This is a genomic window from Agrobacterium larrymoorei (assembly GCF_013322225.1).
In the GTDB taxonomy this organism is placed as follows: domain Bacteria; phylum Pseudomonadota; class Alphaproteobacteria; order Rhizobiales; family Rhizobiaceae; genus Agrobacterium; species Agrobacterium larrymoorei_A.
Window position 1 is genome coordinate 1 of the sequence record NZ_JAAMFB010000016.1, and the last position, 13,834, is coordinate 13,834.

15 protein-coding genes and 1 tRNA gene are annotated in these 13,834 nt (G+C 55.3%); 8 read left to right on the forward strand and 8 right to left on the reverse strand.

Going from position 1 to position 13,834, the window contains the following annotated elements; genetic code table 11:
- Positions 1–198 precede the first annotated feature (198 nt).
- Positions 199–843 carry a dihydrofolate reductase family protein gene (locus G6L28_RS08865; protein ID WP_174063407.1) on the reverse strand — a complete coding sequence of 215 codons (645 nt, stop codon included), beginning with the start codon at positions 841–843 and terminating at the stop codon, positions 199–201.
- Positions 844–992: 149 nt separating this feature from the next.
- Positions 993–1,877 carry a DUF4344 domain-containing metallopeptidase gene (locus G6L28_RS08870; RefSeq protein WP_174063408.1) on the reverse strand — a complete coding sequence of 295 codons (885 nt, stop codon included), beginning with the start codon at positions 1,875–1,877 and terminating at the stop codon, positions 993–995.
- 289 nt (positions 1,878–2,166) lie between these two features.
- On the opposite strand from G6L28_RS08870, the gene G6L28_RS08875 reads away from it, so the two are divergent.
- The 3 genes from G6L28_RS08875 to G6L28_RS08885 all read left to right on the forward strand — a co-directional run bounded on the left by G6L28_RS08875 (position 2,167) and on the right by G6L28_RS08885 (position 5,351).
- Positions 2,167–2,502 carry a PilZ domain-containing protein gene (locus G6L28_RS08875; RefSeq protein ID WP_174063409.1) on the forward strand — a complete coding sequence of 112 codons (336 nt, stop codon included), beginning with the start codon at positions 2,167–2,169 and terminating at the stop codon, positions 2,500–2,502.
- A gap of 128 nt (positions 2,503–2,630) precedes the next feature.
- Positions 2,631–4,619, forward strand: a complete 1,989-nt coding sequence (locus tag G6L28_RS08880; RefSeq protein WP_174063410.1) for a bifunctional 2',3'-cyclic-nucleotide 2'-phosphodiesterase/3'-nucleotidase — start codon at positions 2,631–2,633, stop codon at positions 4,617–4,619.
- Positions 4,620–4,808: 189 nt separating this feature from the next.
- The gene (locus G6L28_RS08885; protein ID WP_174063695.1) at positions 4,809–5,351 is read left to right on the forward strand and encodes a DUF922 domain-containing Zn-dependent protease; all 543 of its coding nucleotides are present in this window, start codon (positions 4,809–4,811) and stop codon (positions 5,349–5,351) included.
- 15 nt (positions 5,352–5,366) lie between these two features.
- On the opposite strand, the gene G6L28_RS08890 is transcribed toward G6L28_RS08885, so the two are convergent.
- Positions 5,367–5,972: a DnaJ domain-containing protein gene (locus G6L28_RS08890; RefSeq protein ID WP_174063411.1), complete on the reverse strand. Its 606-nt coding sequence runs from the start codon at positions 5,970–5,972 to the stop codon at positions 5,367–5,369.
- A 352-nt stretch (positions 5,973–6,324) separates the two neighbouring features.
- On the opposite strand from G6L28_RS08890, the gene G6L28_RS08895 reads away from it, so the two are divergent.
- Positions 6,325–6,678 carry a nuclear transport factor 2 family protein gene (locus tag G6L28_RS08895; protein WP_174063412.1) on the forward strand — a complete coding sequence of 118 codons (354 nt, stop codon included), beginning with the start codon at positions 6,325–6,327 and terminating at the stop codon, positions 6,676–6,678.
- An 88-nt stretch (positions 6,679–6,766) separates the two neighbouring features.
- Positions 6,767–6,842 (forward strand) — tRNA-Thr (locus tag G6L28_RS08900).
- Positions 6,843–7,009: 167 nt separating this feature from the next.
- On the opposite strand, the gene G6L28_RS08905 is transcribed toward G6L28_RS08900, so the two are convergent.
- Complete coding sequence (locus G6L28_RS08905; protein WP_174063413.1) at positions 7,010–7,843, reverse strand: PhzF family phenazine biosynthesis protein; 834 nt, start codon at positions 7,841–7,843, stop codon at positions 7,010–7,012.
- A gap of 138 nt (positions 7,844–7,981) precedes the next feature.
- Complete coding sequence (locus tag G6L28_RS08910) at positions 7,982–9,226, reverse strand: PLP-dependent aminotransferase family protein (protein WP_174063414.1); 1,245 nt, start codon at positions 9,224–9,226, stop codon at positions 7,982–7,984.
- Between the two features lie 238 nt (positions 9,227–9,464).
- On the opposite strand from G6L28_RS08910, the gene G6L28_RS08915 reads away from it, so the two are divergent.
- Together G6L28_RS08915 and G6L28_RS08920 are read left to right on the forward strand one after the other, a co-directional pair.
- The gene (locus tag G6L28_RS08915; RefSeq protein ID WP_174063415.1) at positions 9,465–9,917 is read left to right on the forward strand and encodes an RbsD/FucU family protein; all 453 of its coding nucleotides are present in this window, start codon (positions 9,465–9,467) and stop codon (positions 9,915–9,917) included.
- 8 nt (positions 9,918–9,925) lie between these two features.
- A complete protein-coding gene (locus G6L28_RS08920; RefSeq protein ID WP_174063416.1) occupies positions 9,926–10,492 on the forward strand; it encodes a hypothetical protein in 567 nt (188 codons plus the stop codon).
- A 53-nt stretch (positions 10,493–10,545) separates the two neighbouring features.
- Here the strand turns inward: G6L28_RS08920 and ilvC are convergent, their stop codons facing one another.
- From ilvC to G6L28_RS08935, 3 genes are all read right to left on the reverse strand, one after another.
- A complete protein-coding gene (gene ilvC / locus G6L28_RS08925; protein ID WP_027676054.1) occupies positions 10,546–11,565 on the reverse strand; it encodes a ketol-acid reductoisomerase in 1,020 nt (339 codons plus the stop codon).
- A gap of 45 nt (positions 11,566–11,610) precedes the next feature.
- Positions 11,611–12,264: a TetR/AcrR family transcriptional regulator C-terminal domain-containing protein gene (locus G6L28_RS08930; RefSeq protein ID WP_174063696.1), complete on the reverse strand. Its 654-nt coding sequence runs from the start codon at positions 12,262–12,264 to the stop codon at positions 11,611–11,613.
- Positions 12,265–12,419: 155 nt separating this feature from the next.
- Positions 12,420–12,824 (reverse strand): winged helix-turn-helix transcriptional regulator, encoded by a 405-nt coding sequence (locus tag G6L28_RS08935; protein WP_174063417.1) that lies wholly within the window; start codon positions 12,822–12,824, stop codon positions 12,420–12,422.
- Between the two features lie 117 nt (positions 12,825–12,941).
- Between G6L28_RS08935 and G6L28_RS08940 the strand changes: the two genes are divergently transcribed.
- Positions 12,942–13,826, forward strand: coding sequence for an SDR family oxidoreductase (locus G6L28_RS08940; protein ID WP_174063418.1), 885 nt, complete (start codon positions 12,942–12,944; stop codon positions 13,824–13,826).
- Positions 13,827–13,834 lie beyond the last annotated feature (8 nt).

Genomic DNA, 13,834 nt, shown 5'->3' on the forward strand with positions numbered 1-13,834 from the left:
CAAAGCTGAACTGAGAACCGCTCTTCATCGCCATGCCACCGCCCCTTCGATCGCTCACAAACAAAGTGAATCATATTCGTCGGGTTTTGCAATGGTCCCCTTGTGGGAGAGAAAGCAATTTCAACACCTTAGCCAAAGGCTAAGTGTTAGAAATTGCAAGTGAGGGGTCAGGCACGGTCCCGCACGCCCGATGGGAAACTACTCTTTCCCAATCACCAAATGCACCGCATTCTCCCCACGCACCGTCTCCCGACACCGATACCCAAGCTCCGGAAAATCCAGCCCATCGAACAAGTTCTCACCCTTGCCCAACAACACCGGGCTCTGCGCCAGATGCAGCTCGTCGATCAGTTGCGCCTGCAAATACTGCCGGATCACCGAGACGCCGCCGCCCAGCCGCACATCCCTGTCCCCTGCCACGGCCTTTGCCGCGTCCAGCGCTTCCTCGATACCACCGGTGATGAAGTGGAACGTCGTTCCGCCCTTCATGTCGAAGGAGGCGCGCGGGTGGTTGGTCAGCACGAAAACGGGAACGTGGTACGGCGGCTCGTCGCCCCACCAGCCTATCCACTCCTCATCCGGCCAAGCCCCGCGGACCGGACCGAACATGTTTCGTCCGAGAATCCATGCACCCAGATTCTCGAAACCACCGGCGGCGAAACTTTCGTCCACACCAGTCGATCCGCCGTCCTGACCAAACATCTTGCGAAAAGTGCGCGTCTCGAACGCCCACTGGTGCAGCGTCTTACCGTTCACGCCGAGCGGGTTTTCCAGGCTCTGGTCCGGGCCAGCACCATATCCATCCAGTGAAATCGAGAAACTGCGAACAACGAGCCGTGACATGAAAGCCTCCTCATCCTCTTGAGGCAAGGCTACCAGGATTATAACATTTGCGTGTTCTTTTCGAACGCAAAAATGTTCTAATTTTTCAATTTTGCGCATTGTCCGGACGCAAAACCGCTTCGCACTTCTGCTGGAAATGCTCTTGCCGCCTACAATTCCTGACCGAGATTGACGGCTGTCGGAATTTCCTTGGCGGGCGCACTTTCTTTTTCGCCACCACCAGCAAGAAGATGCGCGGCGATCAGCTCACCATGAAATCTTGCAAGCTCGTAGCAATAGGTGATCTCGCGCCTTTCCGCAGACCAATAGACATCCGGCCTTCCGCAAGCCCTCGCCGTCAGCTTCACCTCGCCCTTCAGGCCATAGGCGCCGAAGCCGCGTGCGATGAGATCCAAAACCTTCGATTCCTTCACCATCGTCGCATAGATGTCGAGAAACGGATCTCTCACCGGCTCATAGGACGTCGTGAATTTCGTAGTTCCAGGCGTTTTGACATAAGGTTTCAGTAGCGTGTTCCAACGCGCAACCGTTTGTGGGTACGTGGCCTCGCAAGGTGTCCACTCGGCCTTGGGTAGCCCCATCATTTCCGCCAGATCGCCATACCCTTCGGCATCTTTGCCAACCATCAGGCAGGCTATCTGCTTGTCGCGCGTTTGGTCCGGAACGAGCACCGAATGATTTGGGGCATTATGTTCCGGCAACTGCTCCGCACTACGAGCCAGATACCAGCTGTCCGTGGCGTTGACGATTGCCGTGTCCAGCCACTCCTCATTCGCTTCCAGCATCATGGTCGCCGCAAGCTCGTCCGCCGAATCCTTGACGCCGTCAACCGCGGGCAACGAAAAGTCGGAGATCAGCATCTGCGCAGCTTCGTGATAAACGCCGAAAATCGCGTTGCCGATGACGAAATTCACCGTCTGCTGCAGTTGCTCGTCGGACAGATCGTCTAGCGCCGGGGCAACTTGCGCATGCGCAGCAGGTGAAACGAGAGACAGAACGGCGACCGGTAAAACGGTCCAAAACCTGCGCAGCATTTAACGTCAACTTTCCAGAACGAGACGCAAGATTGATCGCTAAAGTAAACGGCACAAGCAATGGGCTGGTTGCCTCGCCACAGAAGAAACGCGGGGAAAGATATGCGTTTGGCCGCCATAGCGGCAAAGAAGCAACGCAAATAAGGCAGCGCTTGAGATCGCCCGCATATGTACCATCACCGCACATCAACTGAACCGATCTGAAACAGCTTGCTAGAATTTTATGAAATATCCTAAGTGGCCTTCAACTTGCAGATGTCATGATGCCTTCAAACAAACGGGGGCTTCCATGACAAAAACCACGGCGATACGGAGCCGAAGCGCAGATCGCAGCAAGACACGCATCTACGGGACAGTCCAGTATTTCAACCAGTCGGTCGAAGGTCGCGTCGTCGATCTGTCCTCTACCGGCATGGCGCTGGACTTGGACGGACCGTTTGCCGCCGTCAAAGGCAGCCATGTTAAAGTAAGGAGTGACGACCTTGGATACATAGAGGGTGTCGTCCAATGGCAGCAGGGCAGCAGATTAGGCCTTCGACTACAGCTTTCCACCAAAACGCTGGCTCAGCTTTCCTCCTACTTCCGCTTCTTTCATGAAGAGATAAAGCCAACGCTTGCTGGCTGATATTTATCATCCGGTTCAAAAAAGCGGTACAAGTCACACGCCTGTCATTTTGGTGATGGACTCCTCTGCAATTCATTCTACGCTGCCCGGCGTCTTCAAGGGCAGTTGAAATCTTTCGGGGAGTTTCCATGTCTTCGCTTATCGGCCTTCACCCAATCACGCGTCGTTCTCTTCTTGGTGGCTTCGCAGCCACCTCCGCGCTGGTTATGCTGCATCCATTTGCTGCGCGTGCCGCGGGTAATCAGGCGCATCTGCGCATTATGGAAACCACGGATATCCACGTTCACGTCCTCCCTTACGATTATTACGCCGACAAGCCTAATGACACTCTGGGCCTTGCCCGCACCGCTTCCATCATCGACAGCATCCGTGCAGAAGCCGGAAACTCCATGCTGGTGGACAACGGCGATTTCCTTCAGGGCAACCCGCTTGGAGATTACATCGCCTATGAGCGCGGTATGAAGGCGGGCGACAAGCACCCCGTCATCAATGCCATGAACGTGCTGGGCTACGATTGCGGCACGCTTGGCAATCACGAGTTCAATTACGGGCTCGATTTCATGTTCAACACGCTGGGCGGCGCGAACTTCCCTTACGTCTGCGCCAATCTCACTAAGGGCGAACTCGCTTCCGATCCGAAGAAAGACGACCTCTTCTTCAAGCCCTACGTGACCCTCGACAAGCAGATCAAGGATGGCTCAGGCGCAACCAGCCCGATCAAGGTCGGCATCATCGGCTTCGTGCCACCGCAGATCATGATGTGGGATGCAAAAAACCTTGAGAGCAAGGCACAGACCCGCGATATCGTCGATGCCGCCAAGGCCTGGGTGCCGGTCATCAAGGAACAGGGCGCGGACATCATCATCGCGCTGTCCCACTCCGGCATCGACGGCAAGGGCCAGAGCGAGCGCATGGAGAACGCCTCGCTTTATCTGGCAGGCGTCGAAGGCATCGACGCCGTCTTCACTGGTCACCAGCACCTCGTCTTCCCCGGCCCGAAAACCTGGGATGGCATAGCGGGCGCCGATCCCGTCAAGGGCACACTGATGGGCAAACCCGCCGTCATGGCCGGCTTCTGGGGCTCGCATATGGGGCTTATCGATCTGTTGCTCGAAAAAGACGGCAACAGCTGGAAGATCGTAGACTTCACCACGGAGGCCCGGCCGATCTACCACCGCGACGACAATCGGAAAATCGTGGCTGATGTGAAAGACAAACCGGAAGTCGTCGAAGCGGCAAAAGCGGACCACGAGGCAGCACTTGCGTATGTCCGCCGCCCCGTCGGCAAGACGTCCGCACCGCTTTACTCCTATTTCGCGCTTGTGGCAGATGATCCTTCCGTCCAAATCGTATCCAATGCCCAGACCTGGTACATCAAGGACATGCTGAAGGACGGCCAGTACAAGGACCTTCCTGTGCTATCGGCAGCAGCACCTTTCAAGTCCGGCGGACGCGGCGGCTCTGATTACTACACGGATGTCGCCGCCGGTGACATCGCCATCAAAAATGTCGCAGACCTCTATCTGTATCCAAACACAGTTCAGGCCGTTCTCATCACCGGTGCACAGGTCAAGGACTGGCTGGAAATGTCGGCGGGCATGTTCAATACGGTAAAGGCGGGTTCAAAGGACGCGCCCCTGCTCAACAACGATTTTCCGTCCTATAATTTCGACGTCATCGACGGCGTGAGCTACCAGATCGACGTGTCGCAACCGGCCAAGTTCGACAAGGACGGCAAGGCCGTCAACCCAAACAGCAACCGCATCGTGAACCTTCAGTTCCAGAACAAGCCGATCGATCCAGAACAGAAATTCGTGGTCGCGACCAATAACTACCGCGCCAGCGGCGGCGGCAAATTCCCCGCCATCGGCTCCGACAAGATCATCTTCGTCGCCCCCGATACAAATCGCGACGTCATCGTCCGATACATCATCGATCAGGGCACCATAAACCCTTCCGCAGACGACAACTGGTCGTTTGCCCCGGTAGCGGACACGACGGCTATCTTCGAAACAGGCCCTAAGGGAAGACGGTATGCAAAGGATGTGAAGGGGGCAAAGATCGAGGAAGCCGGAGACGGTGCGGAAGGGTTTGCAAAGTTCCGTTTGATTTTGTGAGCCGACCAACTTACCCGTCTGGCAGAGCCTTCTACTAGCAAATCCAACACTTGGCCTTTGGCTAACTGTTGGAACTGCGAGTAAGATGTCACGGCACACGGACAGTCTCGCGTAACCCAAGGAAAGCCGACAGTGCGTTTCGTCGTAAAATCAGCCCTACTGCTCGCAGCCGTTCTTACCACTACCGCAATGGCCCAAACCACTGGCTGGTCTCCCACAGAGCAAACTAAAACCTACGCGATCTCTGGCAATTCTGGCATTGAACTCTACCGATCCATAGGAGAGAGCGGTCCGCAGGCAGGCGTTCAAGCCGTCGCACACACCACTTTCAAGCTTACCTGGCGCCGGGACTACCGCCCGCAACAGGACGGTTCTTGTATTCTCGCCACGGCAAGACCAAACCTTACGATTATCTACACCATCCCCAGGGCACCGGCGAAGCTTTCGCCAGATGTCGCCGCAAGCTGGCAACGTTTCATATCAGGCGTGGAAAAACACGAACGCATCCATGGTGAACATATTCTCGACCTGGTGAAAAAAATCGAAGCTTATAGCGTCGGCCTCAGAGCTGAAAACGATCCGAAATGCCAGAAGGTGCGAGAAGTTCTGCAAAAACGGCTAGGCGAACTCTCCGATGAGCACCGTCAGCGCGGTCGCGATTTCGACCGTGAAGAGCTATCGAATGGCGGTGCGGTGCACCAACTCATTCTGGCGCTGGTGAACGGCCCGTAATACGTAGCGAGCGCCCTACTCCGCAGCCTCGCCCTTTAGCACCACAGCCTCAGTCAGCACAGCCATTTCCAGTTCGTAGGAATATCCTTCAAGCATCGTATAGGCCTGCTCGATGGCCTCGATCTGGTTTTCCGCATTGCGAATGGCTTCGGCAATGGACTGGCTGCGCGCCCGCAGCATGGAGCCGAGGACGTCCGTTTCAGGCTTTTTACCCAGCCTGTCCATATGCTTGCGCACACGCGTGCGGTGGCGCTCAAGCTCCAGAATGTGAAAACGACTTTTGAGAATGTCGTCAGTCAGCTTGCGGCGCATGGCAGCCACAGGATCGAAACTTCCGGGTTCACGCTCATCCAGAATAAACTCGTTCACCAGCGTTTCCAGCATCAGCAGCCCCTTGAGGTCTTTTGGGTCCGCCAGTTGCGGGTCGTAGCCGGTATCGTCGAAAACTTTGCGTCGCACCGGGTCTTTCAGCAACTCATAAGCCAGTTGCAGTCTGGCAAACTGGTCGGCGTCGCCGCCACTGTCTGGATGGGCATTCTTTGCCGCCTTGCGATAGGCAGCTTTGATCGCAGCCTCGTCGGCATTGCGCTCAACACCCAGCAAAACATAAGGATCGATCACCGAAACACCTGCACTCGCATTCTCAAAAAAGACGCCGGTTCGTAATGACGAATGCGACGACCAAAGGGATCATACGCATTTTTCAAGCCTCAAGGCACCCCTGACCTGCGGTTTTGAACGCAAAACATGGAACCGGGCAGCACGCGTAAATCCGGCAACGCCATCGCTTGCAAATTTGTCTACCACATGACCATGAAGACGCATGGTGCAACAAAATTGTGGAAAGCGCCCGCGCGCAAAGGTCGCCCGAAAGGGCTCTGGTCTCGGTTTCATCCTGCTTTCAATGGGTTATGGCGCATCTGTTTAAACAGGTGTAGTTTTAGCAAAGGCTTCTGGAGGGAGGGTCAGAACAATGCCGGAGACGATAACACAGACCGTTGCCGATTACGTACACGCAATGACATATGCCGATGCGAGCCTGTTGCGCGACATCTTCGATCCCCGCGCCTCGATCGTAGGCAACTATGAAGGCGCAACCGAATGGTTGTCACTGGAAGACTTCATCGACCAGATCAGGTCGACGGATCAGGGTTTCCCTCATCCAGAACCATCATTCGAAATACTGGGCATCGACAAATCCGGCGATTCTGCCTCCGTCAAACTAACCACCCGCTTTGCTGGTGTGGATTTTTCGGAGTACCTTTCGCTGCTTGAACGTGAGCGCAATTGGACGATTGTCCACAAACTCTATTATCTCACGGGATAAAGCGGCGCCTCAGCTTCATTTTACGCGGTGAAGCGCAATTTTCGCTTTACATAGAAAAAGAATCTGGTATCTCCGGCGTCACTGGATTGCCCTTGTAGCTCAGTTGGTAGAGCACCTGATTTGTAATCAGGGGGTCACGAGTTCGAACCTTGTCGGGGGCACCAGTAAAATCAATCCCTTAGACTTACAGTGCGCCCAAACGTTCCGAGTTATCTGAACGCATTTGTGGTCGTTCTGGAACTATGCTTTGTAGTGCTGCATGAGTAGCACCCCATGCAGCAGACTTATCATTCCGTTTAAGCAAGCGTCGAAGAACGGTCTGCTGCATGTATTACAGCGTGACGTTGCCCTTGATGAGCGTCGTCACCTTACCGCCGATCCAGATATCGTCGCCGATCCTGTCGACTTTAACGCGCCCTGCCCGGCCTAACGCCGTGCCTTGGCTTGCGACATAGCTTCCCGGCGCAAGACCAGTCCCGATGAGCCATTGCGCGATACCAGCGTTGAGGCTGCCGGTAACAGGGTCCTCGACATATTCAAAGAAAGCGCGCACTTCGAAATCGGCATCGACGCCATCCGCCGCGCTGCAAGGAGCGACAACGCCCACCTTGAAATCACCGAGAGCAGCATAGTCAGGCTGAATCCTGAGAACATCCGCCCGAGATTTCAGCAACAGCGAAAGCCAGCCGGGACCGTTATCCGTCCAGTTCGCGTCCAGCACGACATCCCGTGACAGTCCGAAAGCAGCAGCGACTGTATTGATGGCATCGGCATCCACCGGACCGGATTTGCGAAGCGGCGGCGCGGCGAAGGCAAGCGTGCCATCGCTGATCTTGATCTTGATGAGACCCGCAGCGCATTGCTGGACGATCTCGCTTTTCGCGTTATCGCCCGACTGCGACAGGAATACGTGGCAGGTGCCAAGCGTTGGATGTCCGGCGAAGGGCAACTCGCCAGTGGGGGTGAAAATCCTCACGCGATAATCCGCACCCGGCACGGTTGGCTTCATCAGAAACGTGGTTTCGCTGAGGTTCGTCCAGTTGGCAAACGCCGCCATATGCTCGTCTAACCAATCATCCGCATCACACACAACAGCAAGCGGGTTGCCCTTGAGCGGCTGCTCGGAGAAGACATCAACCTGCTGAAAAGAGTAGGTTTTGGTCATGGCAATATCCTTTGAAAAGTCATGAAAAATAATCATCCTCGGGCTTCTCCCAAGGATCCAATCACGCTTCTACAGATGCGACGTCAGTAGATCCTCGGGACACGCCCGAGGACAACGGAGGCGAACAAGCGGTTCAACTCAAACCAGCGGCATCGTCGCCTTGGTGGTCGTTTCCGCATTCGCAATCAATCGGCCGAGACGCTTCATGCCCTCGTCAATCATCTCCTCGTTGGCACAGGAGAAGCTGATGCGCAGGGTGTTTGTACCGGAACCGTCAGCAAAGAAAGCCTTACCAGGAACGAAGGCGACACGCTCCGTCGCTATGGATTGTGCCAGAAGTTCTGCGCCATCGAGCCCTTCCGGCAGTGTCACCCATACAAACATGCCGCCCTCCGGCTTCGTCCAGCGTGCGGACTTGGGCATGTACTTGTCGAGTGCAACAAGCATCGCATCGCGCCGCGCACTGTAGGCGGCCTTGATTTTGGCAACCTGCTTGTCAAACCCGCGAGATGCCACATGTTCGATGGCCATCTGGTTGATGGTGGAAGAATGCAGATCGGCGGCCTGCTTCATCAACACCAGCTTGCGGATGACCGGCATGGAGGCAACGACGAAGCCGACGCGCAAACCCGGTGCCAGCGTCTTGGAGAAGCTGCCGGAATAGATGGTGCGCGTCTTTTCGATGCCGGCATTGCGGGCGATATCCAGCGCCAGGATAGGCGCCACAGGCTCGCCATCGAAACGCAGATTCTGATAGGCAGCATCTTCCAGCACAGCGATATCCAACTCATCGGCCAGTTCCAAAAGCTTCTTGCGGCCATTGAGATCGACCGTCTCGCCGGTTGGGTTGGAAAAGTCTGCCGAGAGATATGCGAACTTGACCGAACCACCAGCCTTGGCAGCGTTTTCGCGATAGGTTTCCGGAGTGCGATTGCCGCCTGGGTTGAGCTGATCATAGACAGGCTCATAAGCATTGAAAGCCGAAAGCGCGCCCAGATAGGTAGGCCATGTCACGAGCGCGGTATCGCCCGGCGACAGGAATAGCTTACCGAGATAATCGAGCGCCTGCTGCGAGCCGGATGTGATGAACACGTTATCGACAGAGCATTCGATACCGATCTTCGCCATATCCTTGACGATCCATTCGCGCAGCGGCTTGTAGCCCTCGCTGACGGAATATTGCAGAGCCGAATTAACCTGCGAGCCGGAAAAGATATCGGCATAGGCTTGCTTGAATTCCTCATCAGGAAACAGCGCGGGATCGGGAATGCCGCCTGCGAAGGAAATGATGTCCGGCTGATCCAGGAGCTTCAGTAGCTCGCGAATTTCAGAGGCTTTCATCCGCGAAGAGCGGCTGGCGAAGATTTGTTCCCAATCAAGCATGGGTCGGTTTCCTCATATTTCGTTTTGTTGCGCAAATATGTATCGAAATATCGATAGGTCAGCAATGCTGACTTATTGGATTCTGGTACGCTTTCAGATTTTTTGCGCATGCTCCCAAGTTACGGATTCTTCAATACAATCTCTCCAGCAACTTCACAATCTGCTTCAAGGCGGATTGACGAAAGCGGATTTTCCGGCTCGATTGAGACCACATGATTTGCTGTCTGGAGGAGACGACATGCTGAAGAATATCGACCCCGCGCTGAACGCAGACGTTCTGCACGCGCTTCGCGCCATGGGCCACGGTGATACTCTTGTGGTAACCGACACCAACTTTCCATCGGACAGCATTTCTCAATTTACGAGCGTCGGTCAGGTGCTGCGCATGGAAAACATTTCCGCCGCCCGCGCCATGAAGGCAATACTCTCCGTATTTCCGCTGGACACCCCCCTCCAGCCATCCGTCGGTCGCATGGAAGTCATGGGCGCGCCAGATCAGATCGAGACGGTCCAGCAGGAAGTGCAGGCAGAAATTAATGCGGCAGAAGGCCAGCCCGCGCCGATGTATAGCATCGAGCGTTTTGCGTTTTATGAGAAGGCCAAGGAAGCTTACTGCGTTATTACAACGGGTGAGACGCGGTTTTATGGCTGCTTTATTTTGACCAAGGGTGTGATTGCGCCTTCGGCTTGAGGTGACAGATGACCGGAAAAATAGTGCCTAAAGTAGACAGAGATCTTTGCAAGCACGCGTACGCCGACACCATTGAATCTATAAGTCGTCTAGCTTCCTATGCGACTTCTAGAAGCCTAAAAGACTTAGGGTATGGAGAATATTACAATATTTCTGAAAATCTTTGTCGAAAAGACTTGCTCATCCTCTGCATTTCTACACGTAGATTTGCCGAGATAACAAATACCGTATCTGCCTTAAAATCGCATAACGTTTCCATATCCGATAATGTTGCGCTGACTCAAGGAGGCGTCAGATCGGACAGCGCGTGGAACATAATTGGTAACATCATTCATGGAAATGAGATGAAGGTCTTCAAGGACCTAGGCACAATTAATTATGCGTCCGGTCAAATTGACCTGATCAAATGGTTGGATACAAAAGAAGAGATAGACGCAGCTATATCGATTAAGTCCGACAAGTTTGAAAGAAAATATTTTGCGTTGATGGACTTGCTGACCGCCATCAACACTTACATCGAAAGTGTTTCAGATAGCGTCGAAGGCATATACTTGGGATCAGCTTACGAAATATGAAAGGCCGGAGCTTTCGCCCCGGCCTTTCGCAATTCTCGTCCAAGCGACAAAGCTTAGTTGACAGCCTTGTCGACCAGCTTGTTCTTGCCGATCCAAGGCATCATGCCGCGCAGCTTGGCGCCGACTTCTTCGATCTGGTGAACGTCGTTCATGCGGCGGATGCCCTTGAAGCGGGCAGCGCCCGAGCGGTATTCCTGCATCCAGTCCGAGGTGAACTTGCCGGTCTGGATGTCGTGCAGGACGCGCTTCATTTCAGCCTTGGTTTCAGCCGTGATGATGCGCGGGCCGGTGACGTATTCGCCCCATTCTGCGGTGTTGGAGATGGAGTAGTTCATGTTGGCGATGCCGCCTTCGTAGATCAGGTCTACGATGAGCTTCACTTCGTGCAGGCACTCGAAGTAGGCCATTTCAGGAGCGTAACCGCCTTCGACCAGCGTTTCGAAGCCAGCGCGGATCAGTTCGACGAGACCGCCGCACAGAACGACCTGTTCGCCGAAGAGGTCAGTTTCGCACTCTTCCTTGAAGTTGGTTTCGATGATGCCGGAGCGACCGCCGCCAACGCCGCAAGCGTAGGACAGGGCAACTTCAAGAGCGTTGCCGGAAGCGTTCTGGTGAACGGCAACGAGGCAAGGAACGCCGCCGCCCTTCTGGTATTCGCCGCGAACCGTGTGGCCAGGGCCCTTCGGTGCGATCATGACGACGTCGAGCGTAGCCTTCGGCTCGATGAGGCCGAAGTGAACGTTGAGGCCGTGTGCGAAAGCGATGGCAGCGCCGTCACGAATGTTGCCAGCGATATCGGCCTTATAGATGTCCGCCTGAAGTTCGTCAGGCGTTGCCATCATCAAAAGGTCGGCCCACTTTGCAGCGTCAGCAACGGTCTTGACTTCGAAGCCATCGGCTTCCGCCTTTTTGATGGTCGGAGAACCGGCCTTCAGAGCGATGACGATGTTCTTCTGGCCGCTGTCCTTCAGGTTCAGCGCGTGGGCGCGGCCCTGAGAGCCGTAACCGACGATGGCGACGTTCTTCGCCTTGATGAGGTTGAGATCGGCATCACGATCGTAATAAACGCGCATTTCTAGGTCCTTCCCTATTCGAAACCAGATGATTGAGACCAGAGATCAGGCAGACTTTCCGCCCGTCTCCGAATGTACCTTTTCCGTGCCGTACAGCGTCAGGAAAGCGGCAACCGCCTTCCGCGCCCGGGCGGAAAAATCCTTTGCCTGCGCTTCGCCCAGCAGCATGCGAACATGCAGATCCGAGACGATGAGGCCGTAGAAGCTGCGATAGGCATCTTCCAGATCGTCGAAGCGAAGATAGCCGCAGCGACGCCCCGCCTCGATCAAGCCACGAGCGCGCTTGTCGATCTGGCGACGCCCGCGCTCCAGAAGCAGATTGCCGAGCTTTGAGCCATCGCGGCTGGCCTGGCCGATGGCAAGACGGTTCAGCGCCAGCGAAACATCACCCGCCAGAACGTCGAGCAGATCATGCGAGAAAACTTCGAGATGATCGACAAGCTGAGGGGCGGTTACGCGGTCGCCCGCCTTTTCAAAGGTGCGGACCTTGCTCTGCTGAAAGCTGATCATCGCAGCCAACAGACCGTCGCGGTCTCCGAACCATTTATACAGGCTTTCCTTGGAACAGTTGGCGGCACGCGCAAGACCAGAGGTCGTCAGCGCTTTTTCGCCGCCCTCGACCAGAAGACGCAATGCCTGCTCCAGAACGGCGTTCTGTCGCGGCGAAAATTCCTGCGCTGTGATCGGATCGGTCCCCACCTTGTCCACTCCACTCTCTATTATGTACCGTACGGTACGGTTCGAGAGTGATTTAAGCCGAGAGCCTTTCCGGGTCAAGCGGATTTTTATGCGGACGAAGCGATTTGATGCGTCGCAATATGCTCAGATGCCAAAGTACAGCTGGCAGATTTGCCCTATGCTTCGGCGTCGAAACGGGAACGTGCTTGCTTGACCGCCTCGTGGTTATCCAGCGCCCAGCTTATAACCTGAGACAGCGGTGAGTAGAGCGAGCGACCTAACGATGTCATGCTGTATTCGACACTTGGCGGCTTGGTCGGAAAGACCTCGCGGTGAATATATCCGTCCCGCTGAAGGTCGCGGAGCGTCTGCGTGAGCATCCGCTGGGAAATATCCGGCACCATGCGGCGCAACTCTCCAAAGCGATAGGGTCTTTCAGCAAGCGCCTGCAAAATCAGGGTCGACCATTTTCCACCAATCTGGCTCAGCAGATCACGAACCGGGCAATTATCGAAGTCGAGATTGGCAAAATCCGGTAGCGGTGCGGCATCTGGCTTGAGCTTCGAAACTGTCGCGGTCATTGCGGTGGTTCCCTTTTGGTAACGAGTGGACGCGGAAATGCCTCCTTTACAGGTCGAAGTCAATTCTTATTTTAGAGCTACTCTCTTTTTGAGACCAATAGAAAGGAACTGATTTCCATGAGCAAGATTCTCGTAACCGGCGCGTCCGGCCACCTTGGCCAGTCCGCCCTGCATCACCTTTTGGATACCTATAAGGTGCCGGCCTCCGATCTCGTCGCGGCAAGCCGCGACACGTCGAAGCTTGCGTCACTTGCGGCAAAAGGTGTGGAGCTGCGCAAAGCGGATTTCGACGATTCCACTTCGCTTGAAAACGCTTTCGCCGGTATCGATACCGTGCTCATCATTTCCACGGATGCGCTTGCGGTTCCCGGCCAGCGTCTCGCTCAGCACAAGGCGGCAGTTGCTGCGGCCGTCAAGGCGGGCGTCAAGCATGTCGCCTACACATCGATGCCGAACCCCGACAAGTCGCTCGTCACCTTCGCGCCGGACCATCTCGGCACCGAGGAAGCGGTCAAGACAAGCGGCCTGCCCTACACCATCATTCGAAACGCCTGGTATCTCGACAACTATCTGCATGCAATGCCGCACAATCTGGCAACGGGCCAGTGGTATACCGCAACGGGTGACGGCAAGGTGTCGAATATTTCCCGCGACAACTGCGCAAGAGCTGCCGCCGCCGCGCTTGCAAAGACAACGCCTGAGAACAAGACCTACACGCTGACCGGCCCTGAACTTCTCGATGCCGACCAGATTGCAGCGCTGATTTCAGAAGCTACCGGCAAGCCCCTCTCGGCAATCAAGGTTTCGCGCGAGGACTTGCAAAAGGGAATAGAAGGTGCGGGCCTTCCGGACTTCGTGTCGGCAATGCTGGCCTCGGCAGATGCAAATATCGCTGCGGGCAATTTCGAACTGCTGACCGCCGATTATGAAACGCTGACGGGCGAGAAGCCGCAGTCGGCAAAGGCATTTTTCGAGGCGAACAAAGCTGGCCTCCTCGGTTGAAGCAGCTC